Annotated in this window: 7 protein-coding genes; all 7 read left to right on the top strand. The window is 45.9% G+C overall.

The window, feature by feature from the left end; translation table 11 throughout:
• The first annotated feature begins 52 nt into the window (after positions 1 to 52).
• Positions 53 to 3,388 (top strand): CHAP domain-containing protein, encoded by a 3,336-nt coding sequence (locus H6G89_RS23340; protein WP_242060091.1) that lies wholly within the window; start codon positions 53 to 55, stop codon positions 3,386 to 3,388.
• Between the two features lie 52 nt (positions 3,389 to 3,440).
• Positions 3,441 to 3,959 (top strand): ATP-binding protein, encoded by a 519-nt coding sequence (locus tag H6G89_RS23335; RefSeq protein WP_199336892.1) that lies wholly within the window; start codon positions 3,441 to 3,443, stop codon positions 3,957 to 3,959.
• A 2-nt stretch (positions 3,960 to 3,961) separates the two neighbouring features.
• Entirely contained in the window at positions 3,962 to 6,067 is a 2,106-nt protein-coding gene (locus H6G89_RS23330; RefSeq protein ID WP_190510902.1) for a hypothetical protein, read from the top strand.
• Positions 6,068 to 6,244: 177 nt separating this feature from the next.
• Positions 6,245 to 8,605, top strand: a complete 2,361-nt coding sequence (locus H6G89_RS23325; protein WP_190510900.1) for a UvrD-helicase domain-containing protein — start codon at positions 6,245 to 6,247, stop codon at positions 8,603 to 8,605.
• Positions 8,606 to 8,734: 129 nt separating this feature from the next.
• Complete coding sequence (locus H6G89_RS23320; protein ID WP_190510898.1) at positions 8,735 to 14,329, top strand: sacsin N-terminal ATP-binding-like domain-containing protein; 5,595 nt, start codon at positions 8,735 to 8,737, stop codon at positions 14,327 to 14,329.
• Complete coding sequence (locus tag H6G89_RS23315) at positions 14,329 to 15,519, top strand: PD-(D/E)XK nuclease family protein (RefSeq protein ID WP_190510896.1); 1,191 nt, start codon at positions 14,329 to 14,331, stop codon at positions 15,517 to 15,519. Before H6G89_RS23320 ends, H6G89_RS23315 begins: the two co-directional genes overlap by 1 nt.
• Positions 15,520 to 15,681: 162 nt before the next feature.
• Positions 15,682 to 16,107 carry a hypothetical protein gene (locus H6G89_RS23310; protein WP_190510894.1) on the top strand — a complete coding sequence of 142 codons (426 nt, stop codon included), beginning with the start codon at positions 15,682 to 15,684 and terminating at the stop codon, positions 16,105 to 16,107.
• The last annotated feature ends 152 nt before the right edge of the window (positions 16,108 to 16,259 follow it).

The raw sequence follows: 16,259 nt of genomic DNA, 5'->3' as shown, positions 1-16,259 counted from the left end.
ACCACATAAGCTTGCTTATCTTTGAACTAATGCTACTTCGTAAGAGGACACTATGGGGGCAGAGGAATTTACACCAGGTCAAAATGCTGACAGTACTCTAACGAATGCTTCATCAGCTTTAAATGGTAGTTTGACAAACATTGAGCGAGACATCCTTGGACTACCTCACCATAGTCCGCAATCGATGCTTAGCCCCAACTATCTCTTGCGAGACACAGGAAGTGGAGACCAAGAGGGCAACGATGCGTTAGCGTCTTCTGATGCGTTGCTAGATGGTTCTCCCAATGCCAATCGGTACATTCAACCTGTTTATGGAGATGAGCTAATCACTAACATCCCGCCAATTGATGCGGTGATCGATAAAATTGCTCAGGTTCATGACACTATATCTCATACTCAAGAAGATTTAGTTGAGACCCTAACACCTAAGTTAGAAGAAATTCGCCAGGATTTAACTGCTCTTACCAACCAGGCACTAACTACAGCAACTGAGAATTGGAATTCACCTGATAACCAGACTCGTGCGCTGATTGAAGAGAACGTCGAAAACGTGCGAGATGCCTGGAACAATTTTATTCAGAGTGATCGCTTCCAAACAGGCTTACAGAACTCAAAGTCATTTCTCCAAAATTTGTGGCAGAACGTCAGGGAGAAGGTTGAGGACTTTCAAAGGGTTGCAGTGCCTGTTGTGGAGGATTTCGTCGCTCGTTTAGCAGGTGAGGCTTCCTCTATTTCTGGTACAGCTGCTCCGACAAATTCTGTAGAGTTTAGAGGTCAGGTCTATGTGTGGGGAGCCTACACTATCAATTCTGGGGATACATTGAGCCAAATCGCCCAAGATATGTTGGGTGATGCTTCTCCTGATGCCTACAACTTTATTGCTCAACACAATGGTATTGCAAACCCAGATGTAATTTACGCAGGGCAGCAGATTGAAATCCCCTATCTGCTAGCAAACCAGCCTCAGAACCAAACGCTGGTAGTTGAAAATCCTATAGTGCCTGGGGTACAAAGCAATTCAGAAGTCATCAATGGCTTTGAGGTTAGTGGGGAGTTTTTGCAGGTTTTCCGAGAAGGAAACTTTGGTAAACCTACGTCCGGTGTTATCACCCACAGCAGCGGTGTTAAGTTTCAATATTTTGATAAACCTGGGCTGGGGCAATTATCTATCGTTCAAAGTGAGCATGGGACGTTTCCCCTTTACGGTGGAATTCGCAGCTATTACGTGAATGTGGCTCAGGGATTAAATGGGGCTTTGGGCGCACCTACTAGCGGTGAAGAGCCAACCGGGAATGGACAGCTTCGACAGAACTTTGAAAATGGCTACATACTTTGGAAAGATGGTGTAGCACAAGGTTTCAATCTGGATGGAAGTTCTCTCTTCCCAACCCCTGCTGCACCTCTTCAAGAATCATCAGGGGCACCTTTAACCTACCAGGGTGCAATCACAGAGACAGTAGGAACCGATTATTTCTTAGCGAGACCAGAGTTCTATACGACTGGCAATATTTTTGCTCAATCTGGATATGGCTCCAGTCTTGTAAATAGCATGGGTAGCACCGAAGGAAATTGCACCTGGTATGCTCACGGTCGTGTGCTGGAGATGGGGGGTGATCCATCTGCACTGCGATCAATGAATGGAAACGCCAACGAATGGCATACACAGCTATCAAATGGAGCTAGAGTCATTGAATCTGGGGAGTTACCTCAACCTGGTGATATTGCCCAGTGGACACGCAATGGACAGAACCATGTTGCCGTCGTTGAAGAGGTTTATCAAGCAGGTGATGGGCAGTGGCGCATCAAGATTTCGGAGTCTCACTACTATGGCGGTAACAACGGCATTCTTCACAGTGTCAAGGATTATTCTGCGGATAATCCTGATCGATTTATCCGTGTTCCGGGGGTGAACACTGAACCTGCTGTCATCGAAGCACCCATTGATGTAGTCGAAAGCCAGCCTCCAACAATAACCAATGGAGCACCATCTGATAACACTGAAACTACTGCTGTCGAAACATTTCAGACATTTATTGAAAGAAGTACAAGTACGTTAGTAAATATATTTTCTGACCTACAAGAGACTGTCTCCTCTTCGGTAATTAATCAGCCGTCTACTCAAGAAATTGGCTTTTCTTTGATTACACAGAATAATGAGTCACTTGTATCGGTGTATGAGTTGCTTGATGATGCTTCACAAGGTAATTACAGCCACCCGACCATACCTGAAAATGATTTCCTCACAAAGAAGTTTTCGGATATTGCTGAGAATCGAGGACAGTGGTTTGGAGCAAGACGGGATTTTAGCTACCGAGACTACTTGCAACTTAAGTTACGGCATAGAGAGCAAATAAATTTGATAAATAAAGCAGAGAATGAGTTGGTTGAGCAAGGGCTTTCTGATATCCATGAGAAGTTCAACAATTCAACTGTGTCAGGTGCTAAGGATTTAGCACAAGAGATTACAGACAAGTTTAATACCTACGCAAAGTATAAAGAAGAACGATATCAGGAGTACAATTTCTCGTTTACGGATGCTTTTTTGTCAGGAGACAATTGGGCATATGCTTTAGAGGAAACCCGTGTAGATTTAGGCAATTTGATTACTGGTGCAGGTAAGGCTGGTGGCAAACTCGTCTTGGCTTTTCTAAAAGTTGGTCAACTATTTGATGAATTAATGGATCGAGTTGAGCAATCTACCTCCGGAGTCAGTTATGCAGTTTATGGTGCTTCTTTTGCTACTTCCTTTGCAGTAGTTCATACGGAGCTTTTGGAGCAGACAAACGATTTAGTTGACGCAGCTACCAAAGGTGATTTTCAAAAGGTGTTTGAGACTGCATCTAAAGCTGCATCTACTTATGGAAAGATTACAGAAAAACTAGGAAGCGTGGTGCCTGAGGGAATTGAAACACCACTAGAATTGATTGAGATAGGTATGAAGATCAAAGAATTTTCTGATCTTACAGTTTTAGCCAATCACTCTTCCTTTGCTGAAGTATCAAATGAGTTTGACAAGGGCTACATAGCTGCTGCAATAGTTTCTTCTGTTTTGGATATTTCCGCAACACTGACAAATTATATAAGTAGTAACTTAGCTGAATCAGGAGTTAAATCAGCAGAGGTCGTTGAGAACTTTACAGAGAAATTTGATTCAGTAAGATCATTACTCTTCGACGCACTGGATTTCACTTACAAAGATCGGGTTACTGACGATTTTGAACTGCTTACTCTAGCAAATCGTAGAGAGCAGGAAACAGTTCAAAAGCTTGCTGATACTGTCGATTTTTCGGTTGAGCGGATAGGTAGTTTTGTCCTAAGCAATTATCCTGAAGACATTGTTGTAAGACAAGACGGAGAGACAGAACTTAATCTTGATAGCATACCTTAAAATTTAACGGTTAAGCACCACTCTACGACGCACGTTGCGGAGTGTGGCAAGGGTGGATGAGTTACCTCGTGCGATTCGGCAGGCATTTGGGAATGATGATGAACAGGGACAGGTGGGGCTGCGAACTTTGGCGGATGAGCTTGTGCGCCGGGTAGAGGATGGGCGGTTGCCCTATGGGGAGGGAGGTGTGCTGAAAAGCCCAGACCAGTTGCCCTACGTAAATGTAGTTGTGGAGGAGGCTCCGAGTGTGCTGAACCCACAACGGATGCGGTTTGGCTCGGTGTTTCGGGACATTTCGCGGCAGGGTCGGAAGTTTGGCATTGGGCTGACGGTGGTGAGCCAGCAGGTGAGTGAGATTGATGATGGGGTGCTGTCGCAGATTAATACAGAACTGGTGATGGCACTGGGGAATGAGTTAGAACGGAAAGAGGCGATTCGCAATGCGTCGGCAGATTTGTCGGGGTTTGAGCGGGAGTTGCAGGTGATGGGGAAGGGGCAGGTAATTGTCTCAGCTTCTTATAAAGATGTGCCGTTGCCTGTGCAGGTGCCGGATTTTGATCAGATGGAATAAAAATGGCAAGAGACAAGACAGGAAATCGCTACGAACAACTGCTAGAGGCTTCCTTATTGCATCTAGGCTATGCCCGTGACAGAGATACTGGACTGAACTATATTCGTCCATCAATACGTGGGCAGGTTATTATTCCTGGAACTTTTATTCAGCCTGATATCGTAATACTTCAGGGCACCAGCATTCGAGCCATTTTGTATGTAACGCATTGGAGTGATCGCCGAACCAGTGCGAAAAAGTTTTGGAGAACCTGGGAAGAATTAGCTCAACAAAAATTAGCTGTTGGAACGGATTTTGTAGCGATTAACTGCGTTTTTGAAGCCTTACCCCCTAATCACAACCCTATTGCTTACATCACTAGCGATGAACTACCTCCAGATCCAACACGGGACGATAAACTGCCTATTGCATTTAATGGATGGTACGCAGCAATCAGTTGGGCATTAGTTGAGTCTTTCGATGTTTCTCTCATTTTCCCAAACAGTTACGAGCCATGCAGCAGACAGCTTGATTTCCTGAGTGGAGAACATGATGCTGCCACTAGCAATTTATTACAACAAGCTTTAGCGAAAACAGCAAAGCCTTACCACATATCACAGTGGCAAACGCTTCAATCTATTCAAACGCAGGCTATTAGCAATCTCCCCACAAATCTTCAAAGTACGCAAAGCCGCTACAGAATTGGATTACTCCATGTATATCTTTTTTACCGTCTTTTTCATCATCTTATTCCTGATGGAGACTTAGTTCTGGATGATTTTGTAAATGCTTTAGCAAATGCTAGTCAGAATCAAGTTAATCTGGATTCGCTAACTCGAACCCCAGCCTTTTTAAGAATTTCCAGACAGCAGTTAATTCAAGTTTTCACTGAACTGTCTCAAGTTTACGTTCGCAAAAGCCAAAATGCAGAAACCTTCTGTACAATGACTAGCCTCAACAATCCGATCGCAGGAGGCAGTGTACATAGGATTAGCTTCAATCAGGATCTTCGGCTTTGTCTTCAAGATCTGGGGCAGCATTTGAGCGAACCAGGGTTTGTAGATGCAATTCAAAGAGCCTTCGAGCGTTTTGATGTGACCCTTGGTATTAATGAATGCTTTGAAGATCTTGCGAGTCAACAATTAATTATTTCTAAAGAAGATTTTGTTCGTCGAACGTTTTTAACTGCTTTAACAGGCGCAGATGAAGCTGTTCTCAATAATCTACTACAAACTCATTCAAAAGAACTTAGCACTGCAAGAAGCAGCATTTCTAGTCATCAGCAAAATTGGGTTTTGGAAATGCTGCTTTATCTTACAGGCTTAAATAGCGATGAAGATATTCAGACCAGATTAAAAGACAATTTTGAGGCAATTGCCTATCCGCATCGTCTACGACCTCATGCTCCCTATGGAGACGAGGCTAAGCTCAGTCGATACCTTCTTCAAGGAAGAAACATTTGTGAGCATTGGTCTTCGAGGAGCCGTAGTCGTACATTAACTGAAGCAGAATTTCGTACTTTTAGTTGGCAAACTGTTGCTAGGTCTATGCTCCAAGCTTTTCAAGAAAAGGGAGGAGCCATTCGCGGACAGGAGGAGGTTATCAGAAAATACATTCAGAACAAATCCATGCGAATAATTGGTGCTGACCTCAATAGCGTCCATATCTTGCTTGAGCATTATCTAGGAGCTTTGTGTACTTTTGCTTTTGATGAAAATGCTACTGACGCTTCACGAAGCCAACGAATTTGTCCTTCTTGGCAAACCGATGTAATTGGGGAGATCTGGAATGGAAGACCACTAGAAACCTGGATGGAAGGTGTGTCTCGCAGTGGTCAATGGATGATCAAAGTTCAGTCTTCGCAGGATGGACACGAATCTGACAAAACGAAAGAACTGGCAGGTCGGTGTCGTGCGCTTCGTTTAGCCTGGTTTCATGGAGCCGCGCCGCGCGATCACACTCAGTGGTTATTCAACCAACGTCCTCTCCCACAACTTGCCCTCGTCCTTGATGGAGATTGGGACGCAACCAAGAAACGAAATCTCTACGAAGCCGGATGGGATTGGGTCGGTGATGTTTCACAGCTTCATGAACTTCGCCAACTAATTCAAGGGACTTCTCCAACCTGAACACCCTCACAAAAAGCCCAGTTTTGGCTCGCCTTTATCAAGAAGCAGTTTGAGTAAAGACTTCGTAAATCCGGCACTATTTCCCTCATTTTCTGCCTGGACAGCAATATTGATAGGTTAAACCTGATCTAGGGAATCCTATGTAGGAAAAGCTGCCCTTATGTCTGAGGCAGGAAAATGACATTTACTGAATCTTCGCCTGCTCAAGGTAACAGCGTTGGAGTTGTCACCTTAGCAGAGTTTTACAGTGCCTACACAACCTTCCGTAACCGACCTAATGATGAGCAGGCGGAGGCGATCGCCCAACCTCCCAGCGAACCGCTCTTCATTGTGGCTGGACCCGGCACTGGCAAAACAACCTGCCTCACCCTCCGCATCCTCAAGCTAATTCTGGTAGATGGTGTTCTACCCAAAACCATCCTCGCTACCACCTTTACCAAGAAAGCAGCGGCAGAATTGCGATCGCGCATCCTGGGGTGGGGGTTTCAGCTACTTGAAGCACTCCAGGATGATCCTCAAATTTCTGCCCAGGCGAAAGCCCAACTTGCCAAAGTAGACATCAATCAGGTTCTTACAGGAACGATCGATAGCCTCTGCGAACAGATCCTACGCGACTTTCGAGATCCTGGCACCCAACCTCCGATTTTGGCTGACGACTTCGTTTCTAAAACCCTGTTGCTCCAGGAAGGGCTTTTTAACAATCGACGTGACCAGAACGGAGACTTGGACGAATTTCTCCTTAACCTACAAGGCTCCAAATGGGACTGGAACGTTGGCAAAAAGACTGACCTGCTTCAAGAAATTTGGGATCGTCGGTTTCAAGACCAAGTTGATTGGGACGATTTTCTCACCAGTGGAGCTTCTGACAACGAACAATCAGCCCTCGACCTAATCGGAGAAGCGATCGCAGATTACCAACAAGAACTGGGCGATCGGCTCATGGTCGATTTTGCATTGTTGGAACAGGAGGTCTTGAACCGTCTACGTCAGGGAAAACTGACCGAATTTTCTCAGCAGATTCAAGTCGTGCTGGTAGACGAGTACCAAGACACCAACCTACTCCAGGAAGGCATCTACTTTGAGTTGGCAAAAGCCTGTGATGGGGCGATTACTGTTGTAGGCGACGACGACCAGAGCCTCTACCGCTTCAGGGGAGCCACCGTTGAGCTATTCAGCAACTTTGGCGATCGCTACAAAGCAATGTTCGATCGCCAGCCAACCACTATTTTCTTAAGGACAAACTACCGCTCAACCCAAACCATCATCCAGTTTGTTAACGACTACGCAACGCTTGATCCTGGCTATCAGGCTGTCAGAGTCCAAAACAAGCCCACCCTTCTGCATGGACCCAGTGCCGAAGTTGGCGTTCCAATTTTAGGAATGTTTCGGCAAGACATGGATACCCTCGCCAACGACTTGGCAAGCTTTGTCCACCGCATTTTTCGGGGCACTGGTTATACCCTTCCTGATGGCACAAGAATCGAGTGTAATGCCAACGGAGGGGATTTAGGCGACTGTGCTCTGCTCTGTAGCAGTCCAGCAGAATACAACACCAGCGGGAACCCACGCTTACCCCTGCTTCTGCGAGAGCAATTGCTGGGCAAGACTCCAACCATTGAAGTCTTCAATCCTAGAGGGCAAGACCTGACTGAAATTGAGGTTGTTGCCCAATTTGGTGGGCTATTGCTGGAATGCCTTGATCCAGGGGGAATTGTTGAAGCCAACACCAGTGGCTTGAATGACAGCATCACAAACACCTTCATAGCTTGGCGAGATGCTGCCATTAACCTTGTTAGCTCCGCCACCGCACCACAAGGGCTTCTAGAATTTGCCCAATGCTGGGCATTAAGAGATCCACGAAGAGCAGGTTTTCGCTGGGCACCCAGCGTTCCGGTTCTAGAACTCATTTATGGACTGGTTCACTATTTCCCATTTCTCCACGACGACCCAGAAGGGCAAATTTATCTGGAGGTGTTCACCCGTCAAGTCTCAGCTTGCCAGCAAGTAGGCAAGTTCTCTGGCAGGGTTGTAACCGACCCAGATGAACCAGGTTTATCCGAAGCTTCCATCAAAGAGCTATTGCGATACTTCCTGGCACCGATCGCCTCTGGCACAGTCAAAGTCAACGAAGACTTGATGCAAGCGTTCCCGCGCGATCGCCTCAGCATTCTGTCGATTCACCAGTCAAAGGGGCTAGAATTCCCCCTCACGATTGTCGATGTTGGCTCTGACTTTAAGAGCAACCACGCAGCACACCGCTTCAAACGCTTCCCAGAAAAGGGCGGAACTCCACACACAATGGAGGATTTGCTGCGACCCCATACAGCATTAAACGCACCGATTCGAGGAGGACGCGATCGCACGTTTGACGATCTCTACCGTCAGTTCTTTGTTGCCTATAGCCGTCCACAGGAGGTTCTACTTCTAGTTGGGCTAACGCCAACCCTACCGGGTGGCAGAGTACCCAACATCGCAACGGGATGGAATCGAAATGGTGTTTGCGTTTGGAGCAGCAACCAGACATTTCTGATGATTTGAGAATAATTTTGCTAACCCGTTTTCGTAGAACTACGCCATTTGAGTGCGGCAAACCCATTGGAGGAGAAATCGAAATCCGTATAGCTTGGACTGAAGTTGCAATAAAGATTACAAGATCGAGGTCAGTATATGGGCGGGATTGGGTTGGGCAAGGGTGAGGCTTGGTATCAAAGCGAACCGTTGACTACACGGTTGAAGAATTTGATTCGGGATTACCCAGAAGGCGTTGGCATTATCAAGGAATTAATCCAAAATGCGGACGACGCTGGGGCAACCTGTGTAGAAATCGTTTTTGATTGGCGGACCCATAACTTTAAGCAGTTACCCGACCCTCGCATGGAAGCTCTGATGGGAGCCGCCATGCTTGTTTATAACGACTCCTCATTCACTGACCAAGACTTCCAAAACATTCAAAGCTTAGGAGATAGCGGTAAGCGAGAAACTCTTTGGAAAACAGGTCGATTCGGAGTTGGATTTAATTCGGTTTATCACGTCACCGACTACCCAAGCTTTATTTCTCGCGATCGCCTTGTCTTTTTGGACCCTCATGCGACTGCGATTCCCGATGCGACTCCGGGACAACCAGGACGTAGCTGGCGTTTTGCAGAGGAGGGATGGTGGGATTATCCAGATTTCATGCAGGTTTACGAGCCAGGGGGATTACAACCAGGCACATCAGAATTTCAAGGAACGCTTTTCCGGCTGCCCTTACGAACCCCCATTCAGGCAAAGAAAAGCAAAATTCGGAACGAACCGTTTACTCAAGAGAACGTGCGTCAACTTTTGACAGAGTTTGTCAAAGTTGGGGAAGAGATGCTGCTCTTCCTTAAATCGGTTCTCACCATTCGGGTTAGCGAGATTGGTTCCAATGGAAACAAGAATGATTTACTTAGCATTACTACCCAAAATGCTCAGATAGTTAAAGCTGAGCGGAGTAAGCTGCTTGCTCCATTGCAAAAAGGCGCAGAGGCACTCCTCAACCTTTGCCAGAGCAATCCAAACGCTCTTCCCGCAGTTTCGTATCAACACAAAATTAAGGTTGACACCGCTCAAAATCAAACGACCTCAACTTGGCGCGTCACCAGCTTGATGCGTGCAGAGGGCGAATTACTCAGGTTAATGCGGGAACTGGCAACACAAGGTGAAAAAGCAGTTCCTTGGGCAGGAACCGCTGCTCTGATTTCTAGAACAAGCAATTCACAACCAAAAGACTTCGTAGGTCGAGCATACTGCTTTCTTCCGCTGCCTCAGGAAACAGGGCTTCCTGTTCACATTAATGGCTTTTTCGATCTGGATTCGTCTCGGCGAGAGTTAACCAGCGATACGCTTACAGGTAGAGACACAAAGCGGGTGCTTTGGAACCAATTGCTTGTGCGTCATGTCTTGTCGCACGCTTATGCCAATCTGATTCTGAGTTTAGTCGAAGATATCGGGGAGACAGATCCCGCACGATTCTATAAGTTTTTTCCCACGCAAAGTCCAACTAAAGCTTTAGCAGAGTTGCCAATCTTGGTCATCAAACTGCTCCAATCGAAAAGAGTTATTCGCTCTGCAATTGAGCATATTATTCAACAGAATGGTCAGCAGCAGGTTGGTAAGACTCACTGGGTTACGCCTCAGACCATCAATATTCTTCCTAAAGGTTGGGATCATCTACTCGAACCACTACGGTTAGATAATATTGATCTGCCCGATCCAACCCTACCTTTTGAACTGGAAACGGCATTTGCACGTGCCCAAACTCCCTTCACTGTCTTTAAACCAGCAGATTTGCGATCGCGACTGCTAACGAACAAACCTTTAGGGATGCCTGTGGAAAATGCGCCTAAAGAGTGTCTTCGACAGAGGGAGTGGGTAGTGAATCTGCTGCGCTACTGTTTAAGCGATGGTTGCCGTGATGTACGGGGTTTGCCGCTAGCGATTCTGGCAGATGGAACGCTGCAAACCTTTGGCTACAATCCTCCGGGCTTTATCTACACTGTTAGTCTGGGTGTACGCCAAATATTGATGGACTATATCTTTGCAAGTTGTCCTAATTGGTTTCTAAATACAAATTTGAGCGATCAAGTTCGAGAAATCAGCGAATGCTCAGGTGTATCAATACTAACTCCTGTAGAGGTCGCAAAACGACTAAAAGATTTCGTTGATCCGGAAGATTATATTGCGATCGAATGGCAACCTGATGGAACAGAGATTCCTAATGCATCCTGGCTGACACAGGTTTATGCCTATCTTGCAGATGTGAAGACGTTGCCGATTGATGAATTGAGGGAGGTTGCGCTAGTTCCATGTAATGATGGCTTACTGTACGTGGGAGGAAGTGCTGAAACACCGCTCTGGCATGGTTCCAGCACTTCAAGAGAAATTTTAGATACGTTACAGTATTTTGAAATTCCACTGATCAAGACTCAGGAATCATTACAAAGAGCGATCGCGACATTTCGCAGTCGTCATCCTGACACATTAATTTTTCGACTCACCGTTCCTGGCTTAATTGATACGTTAGAAGCGCAGGAAAACCTACCTACCTACAATTCAGAGCTATACAAGGGATTGATTAGCTTTCTAGCCGATCGCGATTGGATGCGGGGTGAAGGAAAGAATGATGCCGATCGCAAACGAAAGCTGCGTCAGTTACAAATCTATCCAACCGTTGAGGATCAGCCAACAGATTTGAAGAAGGATGTTTATATACCTGGTGGCTACATTCCTCCTAAAGTTGCTGGTTCTCTAAATCTGCTCTGTTTGGGACCTAGTGAAAGTAGCCAAGAATGGAAAGCGTTTTATGACTTCCTGGGGGTTTCTGTTCTAGATCATGTGACGATGATCCAGAACTTGCTGAAGGATTATGCCAGTCTTCAGTCAAATCAACAGTTAGAAGCTCTGGAGTGGATACGTGACCATTTAAGTATCGCTCAAACGGAACTAGAGAAACGTAGTCAAAGCCTTAACTTGGAAAAGCAAGTCCAAGGAGCACCTTTAATACGGTGTACCGATGGTCATTTGAGACCAGCAAGTGCTATTTACAACCCCAAAACATATAATCAAGTGCGACAGGTGTTGGGAGACCGTGCTCACACTCCTGACATGACAATTTACAAAAATGTGGAGCACTGGCTTGGCTTTTTCCAAAAGTTAGGGATGCTGGTAACGCCTAGTGCAAGTGATTTATTGGCATATGTAGATGGACAAATTCAGCAAGCGCAGAACGGTGTAACATCTGAAATCGCTAAGCATTTAGTAGCTATATTTACCTACATTGAAAAACATTGGGATCGTTTAGAAAACAAGAAGATATCTAGCGAAAAATCTTTGGCTGAAGCATTGAAGATACGGGCTTGGCTTCCTGTTGAAAGAGATCCAGAGAAACTTAATCGATTTCCAGCATTTACAGTTCCGCAGAATAAGCTATATCGCAGTTCTGAAGTCTGCTTTAGTCCTTACGGATCTCTCGTAGCTAGTCAGAAGCCTCTACTTCCTATTGGTAAGCTACCATCGAAAGAATTTCAAACAGCGTTGGGGTTTAGTACCTATCCTGATCAACAGTCAGTTGTTAATCACTTCAAAACACTAATCGATTTGTGGAGTGAAACTCGTGGAAACGGTATTGATAATGAAGCCTTCCATAAGTCAGTGCAAAACATTTATGGTTACTTTCACAACATCTTTTGTAGCACTGGATCTTCTGAGAAGGGGCAACAATGGTTACGAGATCAGCTAGATGGTTATGAATGTTTGTGGGATTACGGACAATTTTGGTTGCCAGAACATACGTTTCAAAAGAAAGTGCCATTTTTTGGCAAACGTAGGCAGAAAATTCTGATCGACAAACCGCAAATTCGCCAGGTTTATGAACTATTGGGTCAGAAGAAATCGCCTGATATTAGTGATTATGTAGCCTTTTTGGAAGAGGTGGCAGCAGACTGCAAAGGAAATTCCCTCAGCGAGGATGACGGGAAGTGTGTCTGCGAGGTTCTAAAGCTCCTAACACAGGATTTAGAGACAGAGCAATGTTCTGCGGCTGATTATGACTTGCTACTCCTAACAGATGATAATTTGCTATTGCCCCCCGACCAAATTCTTATCCCTGATGCACCCTGGCGACTTGATGCGATCGTTGGTCGCGATCAAGTCAAAATCTTGCATCCTGAAGTGCCACATAGTCTAGCAATTGATGCAGGTAGCCGATCCTTACTGAGTGATGTAGTTGAAAAACCAACAAAGATTGAGTTATTAAATCACCAGAATGCAAACAAATTTTGTCAGAAGTGGCAGAACTTGTTGAGATCATCAGAATTCATCAACGGATTAGAGCGATTGATTATAGACCAGTATGGGCTAGATATTGAAGCAGAACTGAGTTGGCTGGCAAGGGTAGAGGTTAAAGCGGCAGCGACAATTACGACCAATTTGCTTCTACACGATCGCTGCATTGCTTCTGGTTTGCAAGGGAACTACTTCTTCGAGCCAAATAAGTGTGTGTTCTACCTCAGCTACAAAAGCGAAAAGTTGATGCGTAACTATCTCACTGATAGCCTCAATCAGCGATTGGATAACCTTAAGCTTAAGCTGGCTGACACCGCTCGTCTACAAACAATTATTGAAAGTCATCCATCCGAAATTGAACAATTGTTGGATGAGCTTCGAGTTAAGCACCTTAAGCGATCGCCTCTAGTGACAGTATCGTTTGAAGAAACAGATGAAGACGAAGTTGATGAAATTTTTGATGGTAACTTCTTGGATGAGTTTGCAATAGATGACGGGGATGATGGTACAACAAGCAGTAACAATGGGCGGGAGCCAGCAAGTTCTGCCGCAACTTCAGCCTCTAATGGTAGTTCTACAGGACAAGCAATTGCTAAACCCTTTAACGGCAATGCTCCACAACCACCCATTCCTAAACCTGCCCCTGCTCCATCTACATCAAATAGCTCGCCAGCCGTTTCATCTCCTGTTTCCTCCACGCCCACTCAGCCCACTGCCAATCCAATCATTAAGCCTGCAAAGCCCACCCCAGCAGCCCCACAGAGAAGAGGCATTTTAGATGTAAAACCTGCTGCTCAGTCCACTGGTCAAGATGATTCTGAGGGTATTGGTCAAAGTGATTTTGAAGAGAGGGATCGCCGACCTCCCCTAACTCCCTCTGTTTCTAGAAGAAACAATGTCATTCGGTTAAGGCAATCGAGCGGATCGGGGCGATCGAAAAGTGCTAGCAGACGACGATCTCAACCGAGAACAACATATTCGAGCCAGCAGTATCGCAACGGTGTTCGTGTCCGTTCTGGGTTAGAGGTCGATCCGAACAAAAATGCAGAAACGGAACTGACAGAATCCGAAGCGAGAAAAATTGACCAGGCTGGAATGGCACGGGTAATGGAGTATGAGCGTCAGCATGGGCGTGCCCCTCAGGATATGAATGAGATTGACCCGAATCACGCTGGTTATGACATTAAGTCAACGGATCAGCGATCGGGCGAGGAGCGCTACATCGAGGTCAAGTCACTCCGAGGAGTGTGGGATAGACGTGGAGTTTGTATGACCTTAAAGCAGTTTGAAACAGGGAACGTTGAGCAAGATAAATTCTGGCTATATGTAGTGGAACAAGCCGAATCAGATGAAGCTAAAGTAACCCCCATTCAGAACCCAGTTGGGTTAGTGGGTGAGTTTTACTACGACGATAGCTGGCGACAGTTAGCAGATGATGAAGCAAACAAGGAGGGCTAATGCAACTTTCTAAACGTCCTGCGGTTTATGCACTTCCTTCCTACAGTCTGACTGGAGATTTGCTTGGCTTCCTGCGGTGCGGGCTTCAATATCGATACACGCGCATTGGCAAACTACCTTCAACTCGCCCCGTACAGGCATGGTTTGGTCAGTTTATTCATGGAGTGTTAGAGGAGTCCTATCGCCGATTTGATGAGTCTCGGAAAAGGGGAGCAGTGGAGTTGCCCCCCTGGTCAGAGGAGACGATCGCCGAAATCTGCGAACTCATCAAGAAACGACTAGCAGCGCAGCAGCTTTTTCCCTGGGGAACAGACCTGGAGGAATTAGGATACGCCAGGGCTAAAGCGGCTGTAAACGAATTGGGACCGCAATTGTTTCCCCTGATTCATCGGGCAGAGGTTCGGTTGACAGGGGCACGACCACTACCACTTGCTCAGATTCCGGCTCAGTATCGCTTCCGAGAAGCCGATCGCTACGAGATGATGGGCGTAATTGACGTTGTGACGAATGTGCAGCTTTACGACCCGGATCTGTGGGGCAATCTGTTGGTGAAAGAGCTTCTAACAGATTTTAAGGCGCGATCGCTCAAGCCTCCCGGTGAGTTTGAGGTGATTATCGACTACAAGGGAATGCGTCGCCCGTCGCAGAAGCCAATTGACCCCGGTAAGCCCAGCTTTTGGGACATTTATGGTTGGCAGGCTCAAACCTATGCTCACTTGCGACAGGCACAGGAAGATAGTTTGCCCGTCATGGCTGGAGTGATTATCTACCTGAATGAGTTGCTGCCGACGAAGGGAGACCTGCGGCGACTACGGGAGGAGATTGCTAGTGGGGAAACGGATGTAGTGCCAGAACCGGGAAGTGAAACAGAACAGTTGCTGCGGGAGTGGAAAGATCGTAAGGGGGAAGAGCCTCCGATTTTGCCGTTTGAGTTTCGACTGAAGCGGGCTTTGCGAGTTCTACCAGTGTCGGAAGCAACGATCGCTCATGCATTACAGGAGTTTGACAATGCTGTTGCCCGGATTGAAATTTGCCGGGGGAAGGAGTTGCAGCAGGGGCGGGTATTGTCCACGTGGGAGAAAAATGCGGAGGATGAGAGTACCTGCACTGCCTGTGACGCTCGAACATTTTGCCCAAGTTACACAAAGGAGAGTACTCCAAAATTACCAGAAATCAAGTCTTTAGATTGAGGTAACTAGATGATATTTGAATGACAAGTTTTAACGGATGGCCGTTACGTTTTGATGTCACGTGTCTCTATTACACACCGTTATAGTAGATAAGCATTACATACTACTGCTTTCTACCTGCTGCTAATTTGAGAATGTCAACATAGATTTAGTTCACATTAAATGCTTGACCAATCCTCTGAGCCCCAAAAACTTCCTGATGTTCTTGAATCTTACGGGATTAAAAGAGCAACTTTGATGGATTGGGTTGATGCAGGCGTGTTAAAGATAACCAAACATGTCTTTAAAGGACGAAGTCATAGAAGCCGTGGACGAGAAATGTTGGCTATTGAGGCTAGCCAGATCAGTCGATTAGAGAGATTTCTAAGGTATAAGAGTTGCCTTCTAAAAGCTGAGGTCATTGATCTTATTGCACTAATTGATGCAGAAGATACAGATGAACTTAGCTATGTCCTCGAAGAAATGAGAAAACATGAGGAGATTTTACAAGACGCTCTTCAAGATATCCAAATCGAAATCTCTCGAATACATGCAAAGCTAAAAGGCGATGAAACTATTGATCCTGATAGTGAAGACTGGGAAGGTTGACTTCAAAAGTACTTAATAACATTCTCAACGAAAGGATTTTCTGATGAACCCAGAGCAATTTGAAACTAACTCGACTTCGACTACTTCAAACAAGCACCTTTCAACTACCCAAATTTCAGATAATCATTTTCCTGCTGATACGTCCCTTGAGT

The sequence above is a fragment of the Oscillatoria sp. FACHB-1407 genome, assembly GCF_014697545.1.
In the GTDB taxonomy this organism is placed as follows: domain Bacteria; phylum Cyanobacteriota; class Cyanobacteriia; order Elainellales; family Elainellaceae; genus FACHB-1407.
Note: the sequence above shows the minus strand (reverse complement) of the source record. Positions and strands in the feature narration are given on the sequence as shown.